The following is a 15,312-nucleotide window of genomic DNA, read 5'->3' on the forward strand; positions in this document are numbered from 1 at the left end:
CGGATCGGGACATGAGCACCGCACCCAGCGTCGACGGCCGCCGGTTCGCCGGCGTCAGCAACTCCGGCGACGGCGAGGTCGGCCGGGCCACCGTGTTCGACTACCACGAGTCCGACGGCCTGGTGTGGGCCGAGTACTCCGGTGGCGACGTCCGGCTCGGCCGCCTGGCCGGCACCCGCGAGGGCGACCGGCTGAGCTTCCGCTACGTGCACGTGTCCGTCGACGGCGCGTCCAGCTCGGGGCAGTGCGAGGCCCGCCTCGAGGTCCTCGACGACGGCCGGCTCCGCTCGCACGAGACCTGGGCCTGGGAGTCCCGGCCGGGCACGGGGGAGAGCGTCGTCGAGGAGGTCACGGGTCGGACGTGAGGAATGCCGCCCCACCGGAAACCGGGGTCGGCCTCCGGAACATCCCGGAGGGGGAACCGGACACCTCGGGCATGCTGGACCCATGCTCCGCCTCATCCTGAACGTGGTCTGGCTGGTCCTCTCCGGCTTCTGGCTGTTCCTCGCCTACACGGCCGCCGGGATCATCGCCTGTCTGCTGATCGTGACGATCCCGTTCGGCATCGCCTCGTTCCGGATCGGGCTCTACGCGCTGTGGCCGTTCGGCCGTGAGGTCGTGCGCGACCCGCGGGCCGGTGCGGCGTCGGCGATCGGGAACGTCCTGTGGATCCTGCTGTTCGGCTGGTGGCTGGTGGTCGGCCACGTCGTGACCGCGATCGCGCTGGCCGTCACGATCATCGGCCTGCCGATGGCCTGGGCGAACCTGAAGCTGATCCCGGTGTCGCTGCTGCCGCTCGGGTCGCGGATCGTCGACACCGACGTCTACGTGTCCGGCTCCCGGGTCGCCGCGCAGGTCTAGCCGGCGTCGGTCAGGAACTCCACACCGGCCCGGGCCAGCAGGCCGGGGTCGTGCACCCCGCACAGCTCGCGCGCGGAGTGCATCGACAGCACCGGGATGCCGACGTCGACCGTCCGGATGCCCAGCCGGGTTGCCATGATCGGCCCGACGGTCGACCCGCACGGCACCGTGTTCTTGGAGACGAACACCTGGCTCGGCACGTCCGCGGTGCGGCAGGCCCGCTTCCAGGCGGCCGCGCCCGGCGCGTCGGTGGCGTAGCGCTGCACCGCGTTCACCTTCAGCGACGGCCCCCGGTTCGGCACCGACAGGTGGTCCGGGTCGTGCTTGTCCAGGTGGTTGGGGTGCGCGGCGTGCGTGACGTCCACCGACAGGCAGCGCGACCGCGAGAACACCGCGTGCCGCTCGTCGAAACCCCCGGCCAGCCGGGTCAGCACCGTCTCCAGCAGCGGTCCGGCGGCGCCGGTCGCACTGGCCGAGCCGATCTCCTCGTGGTCGAACCCGACGAACACCGGGACGGTGCCCGGGTCCCGCTCGACCGCGGTGAGCAGCGCGCTGATCCCGGCGTGCACCGAGGCCAGGTTGTCCAGCCGCGGGGCGGCGAGCAGCTCGTCGTCGCGGCCCAGGGTGGCGGGCGGGGTGAGGTCGTAGGTGAACAGGTCGTGCGCCGCGACGTCCTCCGGGTCCTCGCCGACCCGCACGGCGAGGAACTCGACCAGGTCGCCGCCGTCCGGGTCGCCGAGACCCCAGATCGGGAGCAGGTGCCGCTGCGGGTCCAGGGTCAGGCCCTGGTTCACGCCGCGGTCGAGGTGGATCGCCAGCTGCGGGATGCGCAGCAGCGGCCGGTCCACCCGGACCGGGACGACGCGGCCGTCGTAGAGCGCGAGGCGCCCGGCGAGGCCGAGGTCGCGGTCGAGCCAGGAGTTCCACAGCGCGCCGCCGTAGACCTCCACCCCGACCTGGCGCCAACCGGCGACGCCGACGTCGGGGTTCGGCTTGACCTTGAACCCGGGCGAGTCGGTGTGCGCGGCGAAGATCCGCAGCGGGGCGCCCGGCCCGGACGCGGGCTGCCACCAGGCCAGGATCGTGCCGTCGCGCACGAGGTAGCGCCCGCCCGGCCCGTCGGCCCACGGCTCGTCCTCGCGCTGCTCGGTGAAGCCCGCGGTGGACAGCCGGCGGACGGCCTCGGCCACCGCGTGGTACGGCGACGGGCTCGCGGTGAGGAACGAGGCGAGGTCACGTGCAGCGTCGGTCACGTGGGGCATCCTGGCAGCAATGACCAACGGGTTCGACGTGGTGGTGGTGGGCGCGGGATCCGCGGGGTGCACCCTCGCGGGCCGGCTCGCCGAGCGCGGGGTGCGTACGGCCCTGGTCGAGGCGGGTGCCGTCGTCGTCCCGCCGGACTCGATCCCGATCGCGTCGCTCGCCGCGACCGCACCCGGCCACGTCCTCAACTGGGCCTACCGGGCGACGCTGTGCCAGGGGCGGGAGTGCACCGTGCCGCGGGGACGCGTGCTGGGCGGCTCCGGTGCGATCAACGGCGGCTACTTCGTGCGCGCCGTCCCGGCGGACTTCGCGGACTGGGGCGTCCCCGGCTGGTCCTACGACGACGTCCTGCCGTACTACCGGCGGCTGGAGCGCGACCTCGACTTCTGCACCTCCGACCGGCACGGCGACGCGGGCCCGCTGCGCATCTCGCGCCCCTCGGGCCGGCTGCGGGCCGCGACGACCGACCCGTTCCTGGCCGCCTGCGTCGCGCTCGGCCACCCCGAGGAGCCGGACAAGAACGCCGGCGGCCCGCCCGGCGCGGGCCCGATCCCGACCAACGCCGTCGACGGGCGCCGGGTCAGCGCCGCCACCGCCTACCTGCCCCCGCCGTGGGGGAACGCGGAGTCGGCCGGGAGGAGCGCAGGCGCAGCGAGCGGCGGCACCGACGCGCTGACCGTGTTCGGCGGAGCCCCCGCCGAGACGCTGGTGATCGAGGGTGGCCGGGTCACCGGGGTGCGTGTCGGCGGGCGCACCCTGCACGCGGCCGAGACCGTCGTGACCGCGGGCGCGGTCGGCACCCCGGCGCTGCTGCAGCGCTCCGGGATCGGCCCGGAGGACACACTGCGGGCCGCGGGCGTCGCCGTGGCGCACGAGCTGCCCGGGGTCGGACGCGGCTGGTCGGACCACCCCGCGGTGTTCCTGCCACTGCGCAGCGGCCTGCCCGACCCGCCCGCCGACGCCGTCGCCGCGCAGGCCGCGCTCCACCTCGACTCCGGCACCGACCCGGCCGGTGACCTGGAGATCCTGCTGTTCGCGCACCCGTTCGCACCCGGCGGGCCCGCGCACCTGATGTGCGCGGTGCAGCGCCCGGACAGCCGCGGGATGCTCGCCATCACCTCCCCGGACCACGACGACCCGCCCCGGCTGGACTTCCGCTACCTGCGCACCACCTCCGACCGGCACCGGATGCGGGCCGCGGTGCGGATCGCCGCGGACATCCTGCGCGCCGCGGGCTGGGACCGAGCCGCCCCCGACGACGGCGGCCCCGCCGGCTGGGAGCTCGGCAACGACACCCGGCTCGACGGCTGGATCCACGACCACCTGACTACCTCGGTGCACCTGTCCGGCAGCGCTTCGGCGGGTACCGGACCGGACGCCGTCGTCGACTCCGACCTGCGGGTGCACGGCCTGGGCGGGCTCCGGGTGGCGGACACCTCCGTCCTGCCCCGCGTGCCGCGGCGCGGGCCGGCCGCGACCGCGATCATGATCGGGGAGCGCGCCGCCGACCTGGTGTGCGGCACCGAGGGGGAACGCCGTGCATGACGAGGTCACCGTCCACATGACGGCACCGCCCGAGCGGATCTGGGAGCTGGTCTCCGACATCCGCAACACCGGCCGGTTCTCACCCGAGACCGTCGACGCGCAGTGGCTGGACGGCGCGACCGGCCCGGCCGTCGGCGTCCGGTTCCGCGGCAAGGTCGTCCGCAACGGCCGCGGACCGACCTACTGGTCGACGTGCGAGATCACCGCCTGCGAGCCGGGCCGCGAGTTCGGCTTCGTCGTGCTCCTGCCCGGTGACCGGCGGGTCATCCACTGGCACTACCGGTTCACCCCGGCCACCGCTCCGGACGGCGCCGAGGGAACCGAGGTCACCGAGTCCTTCCGGATGGAGCCCTCGGCCGCCACCCGGGTCTACTGGGCGCTGCTGGGGTGGGCCCGCGGGCGCACCAACCGTGCGGGGATGCGGACGACCCTGGAACGGATCCGCGCGGTGGTGGAGGATCCGCAGGCGTGATCCGTGCCGCCCGCGTCGCCGACGTGCCCGCCCTGCGTGAGATCGAGCGCGCGGCGGGGGAGTCGTTCCGGGCGATCGGGCTCGACGTCGTCGCCGACGACGACCCGCCACCGGCCGCGGTGCTGGCTGCCTACGTGGTGGCGGGGCGGGCCTGGGTGGCCCAGAGGAGCGCAGGCGGAACCGGGGACGCAGGGCCGCTGGTCGGCTACCTCATCGCCGATCTCGTCGACGGCTGCGCGCACGTCGAGCAGGTGTCGGTGCTGCCGTCGCAGCGCGGACGGCGGATCGGGGAGGGGCTGGTCGAGCACCTCGCCGGCTGGGCCCGGGACCGCGGGCTGCCCGCGCTGACCCTGACCACCTACCGGGACGTGCCGTGGAACGGCCCGTACTGGGCGCGGCTCGGCTTCCGTGAGCTGATCGCGCCCGGCCCGGGGCTGCGGGCCATCCGGGAGCACGAGGCCGCGCGCGGTCTCGACGTGTGGCCGCGGCTCGCGATGCGTCGCGAACTGGCCGGTTCCTGACGGTCCCCGGCCGTAGGGTCGGGCCCATGAGCAACCCGTTCCTCGCCCCGAGCGCGCTGCCGTGGGGTCTGCCCGACACCTCCCGGATCACCGACGAGCACTACCTGCCCGCGTTCGAGGCCGGGACGGCCGAGCAGCGCGCGGAGGTGGCGGCGATCGTCGCGGGGGAGGGCGAGCCCACCTTCGACGACACGATCGTCGCCCTGGAGCGCTCCGGCGCCACCCTGGACCGGGTGGCGCGGCTGTTCTACACGCGGGTCTCGGCGGACTCCTCGCCCGCGGTGCGCGAGATCGAGGCCCACGTCGCGCCGATGCTGGCCGCGCACGCCGACGCGATCGCGCTGGACCCGGGGCTGTTCGCCCGGATCGACGCGCTGCACGCCCGTCGTCACGACCTCGGTCTCGACGCCGAGTCGCTGCGGCTGCTGGAGCGCCACCACCGTGACATGGTGCGCGCCGGGGCCCGGCTCGGCCCCGACGAGCAGGCCCGGCTGCGGGAGCTGAACGCGGAGCTGTCCGGGCTGACCACCCGGTTCGGTGCTGCGCTGCTGGCGGGGGCGAACGCCGCGGCCGTGCACGTCACCGACCGGTCCCGGCTCGACGGCCTGTCCGAGGACGCGATCGCCGCCGCCGCGTCCGCCGCGGCCGAACGCGGCCACGACGACGGCTGGCTGATCACCCTGGTCCTGCCGACCGCGCAGCCCGCGCTCGCGGTACTGACCGACCGGTCGCTGCGCGAGGAGCTGTTCCGCGCCTCGACGACCCGCGGGCAGGCCGGGGAGCACGACACCTGCGACATCGTGCTGGCGATCGTGCGGCTGCGCGCCGAGCGGGCCGCGTTGCTCGGGTACCCCGACCACGCGTCGTACGTGATCGACGACGCCACCGCGGGGACCGCGGAGGCCGCGGTCGCGATGCTGGAGTCGCTGGTCCCCGCGGCGGTCGCCAACGCCGACAGGGAGGCCGCGGAGCTGGCCGGCGGCGTCGAGGGCGACCTGGAGCCGTGGGACTGGGCGTTCGAGGCGGAGCGGGTGCGCCGCGAGCGCTACGCCGTCGATGACGCGGCGCTGCGCCCGTACCTGGAGCTCGACCGGGTGCTCACCGACGGCGTGTTCCGCGCCGCGTCCGAGCTGTACGGGATCTCCTTCACCGAGCGCACCGACCTGCCCGCCTACCACCCGGACGTGCGCTGGTGGGAGGTCCGTGAGAGCAGCGCAGGCGGAACGAACCTCGACGCCGACAGCGACGGCGAGCCGCTCGGGCTGTTCGGCGCCGATCTGTGGGCGCGGCCGTCGAAGCGGGGCGGTGCGTGGATGAACTCGCTGGTCGACCAGTCGTCGCTGCTCGGGACGCGGCCGGTGGTGCTGAACACGCTGAACCTGAACAAGCCCCCGGCCGGGGAGCCCGCGCTGCTCACCCTCGACGAGGTGCGCACCCTGTTCCACGAGTTCGGGCACGCCCTGCACGGGCTGTTCTCGGAGGTGGAGTACCCGACGTTCTCCGGGACCTCGGTGCCGCGCGACTTCGTCGAGTTCCCCAGCCAGGTGAACGAGATGTGGCTGGAGGACCCGCAGGTCCTCACCTCGTTCGCCCGTCACCACGTGACCGGCGAGCCGCTGCCCGACGAGCTGCTGGCCGCGTCGCAGGCCGCGCGCGGGTACGGCGAGGGCTTCGCGACGACGGAGTACCTGGCCGCGTCGCTGCTGGACCAGGCGTGGCACCGGCTGTCCCCGGCCGAGGCCGCCGGGATCACCGACGTGCTCGCGTTCGAGCAGCAGGCGCTGGAGGCGGCCGGGGCCGCGCACCCGCTGGTCCCGCCGCGCTATCGCAGCACGTACTTCAACCACGTGTTCGGCGGCAGCGGGTACGCGGCGGCGTACTACTCCTACATCTGGGCCGAGGTGCTCGACGCCGACACCGTCGCCTGGTTCGGCGAGCACGGCGGCCTGCGCCGGGAGAACGGCGACCGGTTCCGTCGTGAGGTGCTGTCGCGTGGCGGCGCCGTCGACGCGATGGAGGCCTACCGCGCGTTCCGCGGCCGCGACCCGGAGATCGCGCCGCTGCTGGCGCGCCGTGGCCTGGCCGGCTGACCCGGCACACACGACCGCCCGCCGTCCGGTGGGGAGCGCCGGGCGGCGGGCGGTCGTGTGGGGAGTGCTACTTGTACTGACGCATCCAGGCGACGCGCATCTCCGACGGCTCCGGCGAGCCGCCGTCGGGGAAGTAGTCGAGCTGGATCGTGGCGTGCATCGGCCCCGGGGGGAACGTGCTCGGGTCCTCGGAGCGGAACCACTCGACGCCGTCGATGTAGCCGACGATCGCGTCCGGGGTCCACTCCACGGCGTAGTTGTGCCACTGGGTGATGTCGATCTGCTTCTTGGCGTCCTTCTGCGAGTTCGAGCTGCCGTAGTGCAGGAAGAAGGACACGTCGTCGCTGGCGCTGGTGGTCTCGGCGAAGTCGATCTCGCCGCCCTCCGGCCAGGACACCTCGCTCGGCCACAGCAGCAGCACGGGGTGGTACTGCTTGTCGCCCTTGGGGAACTGGGCGCGCATCTCCCACTTGCCGTACTTCTGCGGGGTGCCCCAGGCCATGCCGCCGGTGTTGCCCTGCGAGTCGCCGCGGATGACCAGGTTGCCGTTCTCCACCGAGATCGCGTCGGAGGTGCGCTTGCCCTGGCCGTCGTGGCCTTCGCCGTTGTAGGGCGACCAGTTGCTCCCGAGGGTGGACCCGAGGAACTCGTCGCCGCCGATGGCCTGCCAGCCCATCTTCAGCGCGGCCTGGATGCCGTCGCCGGCGACCTGGACGGCGCCGCCGATCGGACCGGCGGGGGCACCACCGGACCCGCCGGAGTTCGCGGCGGCCCGTGCCCGTTCGGCGGCCTCGCGACGGCGCTGTTCGGCACGACGCTCGGCAGCCTCCTGCGCGGCCAGTGCCTGACCGATCTGGCCGGACGCGCCCTGCGCGGCGTCGCCGAGTGCGGAGCCGCCCCCGTTGGCCAGCACCGGCCCGGCCGACAGCGTGGTGTCCGATGCCGACCGGCGCGACGAGTCGTTGACCATCGCCGCGGACAGCGACGGGTCCTCGGTACCGGGCTGCAGCAGCGTCAGCACCATCGTCGCGGCGAGCACCGCGGCGGCCCCGACGCCCAGCGGGGCGAACCGGCGGATGCGGGAGCGGGCGGGACGGCCGCGGTCGATCGCGACGACCGAGCCCGTCCCCGACAGCGAACCGGAGCCGTCCGGCTCGTGCAGCCCGGCGATGACCCCGCCGTCGACCTCGGTGCGCGGCGCGGGCACATCGGCCTGCGGGGTCTGCAGGGTCTCGGGCCCGTCGGGCACGAGGGAGGTCGAGGGGGAGGGAGCCCCGCCGAACAGCTCCACGCCGGACAGCCCGGCCGCCGACGACGACCCCACCCGCCGTGCGCGACGGCCCGGCGTCCGGCTGGCGGGCACGGCGTGCGCGCCCGTCCCGGTGACCGTCGCGTCCCCGGCCACCGCGGTGTCCCCGGTGGCACCGTGCGCCCCGGTCCCGGTGACGGTGTGCGCCCCGGTTCCGGTGACCGCGTGGGACCCGGTGCCGGTCGTGCGGCTGCGTGGTGCCCACGGGCCGGGGTCGGCCGTGTCGGCCCAGGTGATCCGCCCGGCATCCGTCGCCGCGGCACCGGTGGGGGAGTCCGCCGTGACGGCGGCACCGGTGTCGTCGGGGTCGGAGCCGGAGCGGGCGTCGCGGTCGTCGTCGTCGAGGACGCGGTGCCGCCCGGAGGCGCTCACCCGGTCCATGAGCTGGGTGGCCGTGGGTATGGCCGATCGGGCCGTGTCGTCCGCCGGGGCGGAGGACGCGGCATGCCTGCCCCGGGGAGACGGCACAGAGGGGGAGCTGTGCTCGGCGGCGAGTCGCGCGATCAGGTCGCGGGGGTCGACCTGATCAGCCGCAGCGGAACTCTTCCGTCGCATGAGGGGGGACTCTAGGTAGGGTGACCGACTGTGAACACCCTCGCTGAGAAGGGTGGTTGCGTCTCCGCGCCGACAGGTCGTCGGAGAGCGCCGAAGAGCAAGATCCCGCCATTTCGGCAGTATTGCTGGGCCGAACAGAGCAACCGCACTCTCAGGTGCACCCATTCGGGCTACACGGTCACGGTACGTCGCACCGTTAGCCGATTGTGACGGGCTACCGGTCGCGGAACAGTGGCCGTGCCTCCCCGGTGCTCCCCGCAAGACCTCCCCGCTCCCCGACCTCCGCAGGATCTGTGAACGATCACGCTCCCCCCGTCACGCCGTCCCTCCCGATCCCCGCACCGCGTTCCGAGATGCGCGCGCTCTGCGTGCTGCTGGCGCTGCCGCCGTCGGCGGGCACGGCCGCGCTCGGCCGCGGGCTGCGTCAGGACCTCGCCGCGGAGGGCGTGGACCTCGTCGTCGTCGCCGACGGCATCGAGCTGCTGGACACCCTGCGCTCCCGCGGCGCGGACCTGCTCGTGCTCGACATGGAGCTGCCCGGCCCCGAACCCTCGGTGCTGCTGGGCGCCGTCCAGTCCGAGTCGCCACCGACCCCGGTGATCACCGTCGTGCCGCGCGAACGGCGGGCCGGGGTGATCGGCATGCTGCGCGGCGACCGCGACGACTTCCTGATCCGGCCGTTCGTCCCGGACGAGCTCGCGTCCCGGATCCGGCTCCGGCTGCGTGCCGCCGCGGGCCTGCCGGCGCCGACGGTGCTCGGCCACGGCGGCCTGTCCGTCGACGTCGACGCCGGACAGGTCTTCGTCGACGGCCGCCGGGTCGCGCTGTCGCCGACCGAGTACGCGCTGCTGCTCGCGCTGGCCGAACGGGCGGGCGAGCCGGTCGCGCTCGACGACCTGGGCCGGCGGGCCTGGACCGAACCGGTGTCGGCCAACCTGGTGCAGGTCTACGTGTCCTACCTGCGGCGCAAGATCGGTCCCGAACGGATCAGGACCATCCGGGGGCTGGGCTACCAGCTGGACGGCTGAGCACCGGCTCTCAGGGCCCGAAGGACGACGCGACGTCGAGGAGCATGTCGTTCTCCTCCGGCGTGGACACCGTGACCCGCACCCCGTCGTCGGCGAACGGGCGCACGATCACCTTCCGCTCGCCGCAGTGCGTCGCGAACGCCGCGGTCCGGTCCCCGAGCGGCAGCCACACGAAGTTGGCCTGGCTCTCCGGGACGGTGAACCCGGACCCACGCAGCCCGGCGGCCACCCGGTCCCGCTCCGCGACGACGGCGGCGCAGTCGGCGAGGATCTCCTCCCGGTGCTCCAGCGCGGCGACGGCACCCGCCTGGGCGATCGAGCTGACCCCGAACGGCGGCGCCACCTTGCGCAGCGCGGTCGCGATCTCGGTGGAGGTCAGGGCGTAGCCGACCCGCAGTCCCGCCAGCCGGTAGGCCTTGGAGAAGGTGCGCAGCACGACCAGGTTCGGGTGCTCGTCGAGCAGCGGCCGGCCGCTGACGGCGTCGGGGTCGGTCACGAACTCGGCGTAGGCCTCGTCGAGCGCCACCAGCACGTCCGGCGGCACGGCGCCCAGGAAGCGGACGAACTCGTCGCGGTGCACGGCCGGGCCGGTCGGGTTGTTCGGGCTGCACACGAACACCACCCGGGTCCGCTCGGTGACGGCGGCGGCCATCGCGTCGAGGTCGTGCCGGTAGGCGGCGTCCAGCGGGACGGTGCGGATCTCCGCCCCGCCGATCTGGGTCACGATCGGGTACGCCTCGAACGAACGCCAGGCGAACAGCACCTCGTCACCGGGGCCCAGGCAGCCGATCTGCACGAGCTGCTGGCACAGCGTCACCGAGCCGCAGCCGACCGCGACCCGCTCCGGCGCGAGGTCGTACAGGTCGGCGATGCGGCCGGTCAGCTCGACGACGCCGAGGTCCGGATACCGGTTGCCACCTGCGGCGGCACGGGCCACGGCCGCCAGCACCGCCGGAGCGGGCGGCGCGGCCACCTCGTTGCTGGCGAGCTTGACCGCCCCGGGGACGGTGCGGCCCGGCACGTAGGCGGGCAGGGTGTCCAGATCGGGGCGGATGAGCGTCATGACGGCAACGGTATCCGTCGGGGGTCGAAACGCGGGCCGGTGCTCTGGTTGAGTGACGACATGACGACCACCGCTGTCCGGACCGAGGGCGTGCCGCTGACCGACGGGGGCGAGCTGCGCCTGACCGTGGCCGAACCCGACGGTGCCGCCCGCGGCGGGATCGTGGTGCTGCAGGAGGCGCGCGGGGTCACCGACTCGATCCGGCTGCTGGTCACCGGGCTCGCCGCGGACGGCTGGCTGGCCGTCGCGCCGCACCTCTACCGCGACGCGGACGCCGGTGGCGACCTCGCCGACGGCTCGGAGGCCGCGGTGGCCGAGCACGTCGGCAGCCTGGACCCGCGCCAGGTCATGGACGACTGCGACACCGCCTTCGGCTGGCTCGGCGACCAGGGCTTCGAGGCCGACCGGATGGGCGTGCTCGGCTTCGACCTCGGCGGCACGGTCGCGTTGCACGTGGCGGCGAACCGCACCCTCGGCGCGGCGATCACCGTCGCCGGCAGCGGGATCGAGTCCTCGCCGTGGTCCAGCCTGCCCGCGCTGGTGGAGACCGCGCCGGAGCTGACCTGCCCCTGGCTGGGCATCTACTCGGAGGCCTCCGACACCGACGCCGTCGCCCGCCTGCGCGACGCCGCGGCGTCCTCCGGGAAGGCGACCGACGTCGTCGTCTACCCGAGCACCGGCTACCGCTTCGACGACGACCCGGAGTCGGCCGCCGAGGCGTGGCAGCGGGTCCTCAACTGGTTCGACGCGCACCTGCGCTGACGAACGCCCCGGCCCGCGCGGCCACCCCGGCGACGACGGCGGCCCGCCGCGCGTCGTCGGCGTCCGGGAGTGCGCCGCGGGTCAGGAGCAGGTGGTAGAGCGGGGCGGAGACCGCCCGCACCACGGCGGCCGGATCGGTGCCGTCGGGCACCTCGCCGCGGGCCACCGCGTCGGTGACGCACGGCTCCCAGGCGGCGGTGCGGGCGTCGTAGAAGCCGCGCAGCGCCCGCGCCGTCCCCGCGTCGCCGACGGCGGCGCAGATCAGCGCGGTCAGCAGCCTGCCCTGCCGTGGGTCGGCCAGCGTGGCGCGGACGAGCTCGGCATTGGCGAGCAGGTCGCCGTCGAGGGAGCCGGTGTCCGCGCGCGGTGCGGAGGTCTCGACCATGTCCGACACCATGTCCTCGAGCACCGCCGCGACGCTGCCCCAGCGCCGGTAGACCGTCGTCTTGCCGACCCCGGCCCGCCGCGCGAGCTCTGCCAGGTCCAGCCCGGTCGGCCCGAGCTCGATCAGGGCATCGCCCGCCGCCGCCAGCACGGCCGACCGGACCCGCGCGGTCCGGCCCCCCGGTCTGCTCATCTCCGGTGCCACGGCGCCCACCCTAGCCCTTGACGGAACCAGGGTCCCGTTTGACGTGCTACGTTCAAACGGAACCACAGTTCCGTTAGAGGGGAGACGGTCATGGAGTACCGACGGTTGGGACGCAGTGGGCTGCAGGTCCCGGTGCTGAGCCTCGGCGCGGGCACCTTCGGCGGCAGCGGCGAGCTGTTCGGGGCATGGGGATCGGTCGACGTCGCCGGTGCGCGCCGGATGGTCGACCGCTGCCTCGACGCCGGGGTGACCCTGTTCGACACCGCGGACGTCTACTCCGCGGGAGCCTCGGAGGAGGTGCTCGGCGCGGCCGTCGCGCACCGCCGCGACGAGGTGCTGATCTCGACCAAGGCGGGGCTGCCCACCGGCCCCGGCCCGAACGACGCCGGGACCTCTCGGCCGCGCCTGGTCCGGGCCGTCGAGGACGCCCTGCGTCGGCTGCGGACCGACCACATCGACCTGTTCCAGCTGCACGCCTACGACGCGGGCACCCCGCCCGAGGAGGTCCTCTCCACCCTCGACGAGCTGGTCCGCGCGGGGAAGGTGCGCTACACCGGCGTCTCCAACTTCCCCGGGCGACGGCTCGTGCGGGCCCTGGACCTCGCCGACCGGCACGGGTGGGCACGGCCCGTCGCCCACCAGGTCTACTACTCGCTGGTCGGGCGCGACTACGAGTGGGACCTGATGCCGCTGGGCCGCGAGGAGGGGGTCGGCGCGCTGGTCTGGAGCCCGCTGGGCTGGGGGCGGCTGACCGGCCGGATCCGCCGGGGCACCCCGCTGCCCGCGGGCAGCCGCCTGCACGCCACCGCCGAGGCGGGCCCGCCGGTGCCCGACGACCTGCTCCACGACGTCGTCGACGTGCTCGACGCGATCGCCGCCGAGACCGGCGCGACGGTGCCCCAGATCGCGCTGAACTGGCTCACCACCCGGCCGACGGTCACCTCGGTGATCATCGGTGCCCGGGACCCGGAACAGCTGGAACAGAACCTCGGCGCCGTCGGGTGGAGCCTCGACGACGACCAGCTGGCCCGTCTGGACGCGGTGTCCCGCCGGCCCGCGCCGTACCCGCACTTCCCCTACGAGCGGCAGGAGGGCTTCGCCCGGCTCGCGCCGCCGATCGTCGGTGCGGCCTGACCGTCCCGGTGGGGCCGGACCACTGGTGCGTGGCAGGTGCCGTCGGGGATGCTCGGGTCATGTCGCCCGTGCCGTCACCGCAGACCGTCACCGACCCGGAGGTCCCCGAGCTCCTGTGGAGCCCGGACCCGACGCGGACCGGCGACACCGAGATCGTCCGCTTCGCCACCTGGGCGCGCGACGAGCGGGGCGCCCCGCTGACCGACGTTACCGACTACGCGCAGCTGCACGCCTGGTCGGTGACCGACCTGGAGGGCTTCTGGTCGGCCGTCGCCGAGTACTGCGGCGTGCTGTTCCACGACCGCCCGACGGCGACGCTCGGCTCGCGGGACATGCCCGGCGCGCAGTGGTTCCCCGGCGCGACGCTGAACTACGCCGAGCACGCCCTGACCCCCGGCCCGGGCCGCGCCGACGACGACGTCGCCGTCGAGTTCGTGCGAGAGGACGGCCTGGAGCGCACCGTCACCCACGCCGAGCTGCGCGACCAGGTCGCCCGCGCCCGCGCGGGGCTCGTCCGGGCCGGGGTGGGCGCGGGCGACCGGGTCGTCGCGCTCGCCCCGAACAGCGTCGAGACCCTTGTCGCCTTCCTTGCCGCGGCGAGCCTCGGGGCGATCTGGTCGTCGTGCTCGCCGGACTTCGGCGCCCGCGCGGTGCACGACCGCTTCGCCCAGATCGAGCCCGCCGTGCTCGTCGCCGTCGACGGATACCGCTACAACGGCAAGGGCTTCGACGTCCGGGACAAGGTCGCCGACCTGCAGGCCAGGCTGCCCACACTGCGCGCGACCGTCCTCGTGCCCTACCTCGACCCCGACGCCGCCCTCGACGGCACGACGACCTGGGCCGAGTTCACCGCCGAGACCGGCCCGCTGGAGTTCACCCCCGTCGCGTTCGACCACCCGCTCTGGGTGCTCTACTCCTCCGGTACCACGGGCCTGCCGAAGGGCATCGTGCACGGCCACGGCGGGATCGTCGTCGAGCACCTCAAGGCGATGCGCCTGCAGCACGGGCTCGAGCCGGGGGAGCGGTTCTTCTGGTTCACCACCACCGGCTGGATGATGTGGAACTTCCTGGTCGGCGGCCTGCTCGTGGGCGCGACGATCGTGATGTTCGACGGCAGCCCCGGCCACCCCGACCTCGGCGCGCTGTGGGCGCTCGCCGCGAAGCACCGGGTGGCGCTGTTCGGCGTCTCCGCCCCGTACGTGCAGTCCTGCATGAAGGCCGGCCTGCGTCCCGGCGAGGACCACGACCTCTCCGCGATGCGCGCGCTCGGCTCCACCGGCGCACCGCTGTCGGTCGACGGCTTCCGCTGGATCGGCGAGGCAGCCGGGTCACACATCCAGATCTGCTCGGTCTCCGGCGGCACCGACGTGTGCGCCGCGTTCCTCACCAGCGCCCCGACCGTGCCGGTCTGGCTGGGGGAGCTGTCCTGCGCGGCGCTCGGCGCCGACGTCCGCTCCTGGGCCGAGGACGGCACCGACCTGCTCGACGACGTCGGCGAGCTGGTCATCACCACGCCGACCCCGTCGATGCCGGTCATGTTCTGGAACGACCCGGACGGCACCCGGCTGCGCGAGTCCTACTACGAGGACTTCCCCGGCAACTGGCGCCACGGCGACTGGGTCCGCCGCACCCCGCGCGGCTCCTACGTCATCTACGGCCGCTCGGACTCCACCCTCAACCGCGGCGGGGTCCGGATGGGCACCGCGGACTTCTACGCCGTCGTCGAGAACGTGGAGGGCGTCGCCGACTCGCTGGTGATCGACACCACCGCGCTCGGCGCCCGCGAGGAGGGCACCCTGCTCTGCTTCCTGGTGCTCGACGACGGCACCACCCTCGACGACGTCGAGCCCACCCTGCGCACCCTGCTGCGCAAGGAGCTCTCGCCGCGGCACGTGCCGGACCGGTTCGTCGTCGTCGACGCGGTGCCGCGCACCCTGAACGGCAAGAAGTGCGAGGTGCCGGTGAAGAAGATCCTCTCCGGGACCGCACCGGAGAAGGCGGTGTCGGCCGGCGCGCTGCAGAACCCGGACGCGCTGACCCCGTTCGTGGCCCTCGCGGGAGCCTGACCTGCGCCGGACCGGGGTCCCTCGGTCAGGGGGACCCCGGTTCGGGAAGACCGG

The 15,312-nt window shown here is 74.5% G+C and carries 14 protein-coding genes; 10 read left to right on the top strand and 4 right to left on the bottom strand.

The window, feature by feature from the left end; genetic code table 11:
- Positions 1 to 11: 11 nt before the first annotated feature.
- Both Ae717Ps2_RS27945 and Ae717Ps2_RS27950 read left to right on the top strand, forming a co-directional pair.
- Positions 12 to 365, top strand: coding sequence for a hypothetical protein (locus Ae717Ps2_RS27945; protein ID WP_075334066.1), 354 nt, complete (start codon positions 12 to 14; stop codon positions 363 to 365).
- Positions 366 to 447: 82 nt separating this feature from the next.
- Positions 448 to 861: a YccF domain-containing protein gene (locus Ae717Ps2_RS27950; RefSeq protein ID WP_075309072.1), complete on the top strand. Its 414-nt coding sequence runs from the start codon at positions 448 to 450 to the stop codon at positions 859 to 861.
- Here the strand turns inward: Ae717Ps2_RS27950 and Ae717Ps2_RS27955 are convergent.
- The gene (locus Ae717Ps2_RS27955; protein ID WP_198932243.1) at positions 858 to 2,114 is read right to left on the bottom strand and encodes a M18 family aminopeptidase; all 1,257 of its coding nucleotides are present in this window, start codon (positions 2,112 to 2,114) and stop codon (positions 858 to 860) included. The genes Ae717Ps2_RS27950 and Ae717Ps2_RS27955 overlap by 4 nt on opposite strands.
- Positions 2,115 to 2,133: 19 nt before the next feature.
- On the opposite strand from Ae717Ps2_RS27955, the gene Ae717Ps2_RS27960 reads away from it, so the two are divergent.
- Genes Ae717Ps2_RS27960 through Ae717Ps2_RS27975 form a run of 4 tightly spaced genes read left to right on the top strand, consistent with a single transcriptional unit; the run spans position 2,134 to position 6,752 of the window.
- Positions 2,134 to 3,669 carry a GMC family oxidoreductase gene (locus tag Ae717Ps2_RS27960; RefSeq protein WP_075309068.1) on the top strand — a complete coding sequence of 512 codons (1,536 nt, stop codon included), beginning with the start codon at positions 2,134 to 2,136 and terminating at the stop codon, positions 3,667 to 3,669.
- Entirely contained in the window at positions 3,662 to 4,141 is a 480-nt protein-coding gene (locus Ae717Ps2_RS27965) for an SRPBCC family protein (protein ID WP_075309066.1), read from the top strand. Before Ae717Ps2_RS27960 ends, Ae717Ps2_RS27965 begins: the two co-directional genes overlap by 8 nt.
- Positions 4,138 to 4,662 (top strand): GNAT family N-acetyltransferase, encoded by a 525-nt coding sequence (locus tag Ae717Ps2_RS27970; protein ID WP_075309064.1) that lies wholly within the window; start codon positions 4,138 to 4,140, stop codon positions 4,660 to 4,662. Before Ae717Ps2_RS27965 ends, Ae717Ps2_RS27970 begins: the two co-directional genes overlap by 4 nt.
- 26 nt (positions 4,663 to 4,688) lie before the next feature.
- Positions 4,689 to 6,752: a M3 family metallopeptidase gene (locus Ae717Ps2_RS27975; RefSeq protein ID WP_075334067.1), complete on the top strand. Its 2,064-nt coding sequence runs from the start codon at positions 4,689 to 4,691 to the stop codon at positions 6,750 to 6,752.
- A gap of 67 nt (positions 6,753 to 6,819) precedes the next feature.
- Here Ae717Ps2_RS27975 and Ae717Ps2_RS35520 read toward each other — a convergent pair whose 3' ends face one another.
- On the bottom strand, positions 6,820 to 8,616 hold the full coding sequence (locus Ae717Ps2_RS35520; RefSeq protein ID WP_158071555.1) for a family 16 glycosylhydrolase: 1,797 nt from the start codon (positions 8,614 to 8,616) through the stop codon (positions 6,820 to 6,822).
- Between the two features lie 353 nt (positions 8,617 to 8,969).
- Between Ae717Ps2_RS35520 and Ae717Ps2_RS27985 the strand changes: the two genes are divergently transcribed.
- Positions 8,970 to 9,644: a response regulator transcription factor gene (locus Ae717Ps2_RS27985; protein WP_020621680.1), complete on the top strand. Its 675-nt coding sequence runs from the start codon at positions 8,970 to 8,972 to the stop codon at positions 9,642 to 9,644.
- A gap of 10 nt (positions 9,645 to 9,654) precedes the next feature.
- On the opposite strand, the gene hisC is transcribed toward Ae717Ps2_RS27985, so the two are convergent.
- Positions 9,655 to 10,707, bottom strand: coding sequence for a histidinol-phosphate transaminase (gene hisC / locus Ae717Ps2_RS27990; RefSeq protein WP_075309058.1), 1,053 nt, complete (start codon positions 10,705 to 10,707; stop codon positions 9,655 to 9,657).
- Between the two features lie 60 nt (positions 10,708 to 10,767).
- On the opposite strand from hisC, the gene Ae717Ps2_RS27995 reads away from it, so the two are divergent.
- The gene (locus Ae717Ps2_RS27995) at positions 10,768 to 11,469 is read left to right on the top strand and encodes a dienelactone hydrolase family protein (protein WP_075309056.1); all 702 of its coding nucleotides are present in this window, start codon (positions 10,768 to 10,770) and stop codon (positions 11,467 to 11,469) included.
- Here the strand turns inward: Ae717Ps2_RS27995 and Ae717Ps2_RS28000 are convergent.
- A complete protein-coding gene (locus Ae717Ps2_RS28000; protein ID WP_212567615.1) occupies positions 11,441 to 12,058 on the bottom strand; it encodes a TetR/AcrR family transcriptional regulator in 618 nt (205 codons plus the stop codon). The two genes, Ae717Ps2_RS27995 and Ae717Ps2_RS28000, sit on opposite strands and share 29 nt — an antisense overlap.
- A 90-nt stretch (positions 12,059 to 12,148) precedes the next feature.
- On the opposite strand from Ae717Ps2_RS28000, the gene Ae717Ps2_RS28005 reads away from it, so the two are divergent.
- On the top strand, positions 12,149 to 13,192 hold the full coding sequence (locus Ae717Ps2_RS28005) for an aldo/keto reductase (RefSeq protein WP_075309054.1): 1,044 nt from the start codon (positions 12,149 to 12,151) through the stop codon (positions 13,190 to 13,192).
- 59 nt (positions 13,193 to 13,251) lie between these two features.
- The gene (locus tag Ae717Ps2_RS28010; protein ID WP_075309052.1) at positions 13,252 to 15,258 is read left to right on the top strand and encodes an acetoacetate--CoA ligase; all 2,007 of its coding nucleotides are present in this window, start codon (positions 13,252 to 13,254) and stop codon (positions 15,256 to 15,258) included.
- Positions 15,259 to 15,312: the final 54 nt, after the last annotated feature.

Origin of the sequence: Pseudonocardia sp. Ae717_Ps2, from assembly GCF_001932475.1 — a bacterium.
Taxonomy (GTDB): Bacteria; Actinomycetota; Actinomycetes; order Mycobacteriales; family Pseudonocardiaceae; genus Pseudonocardia.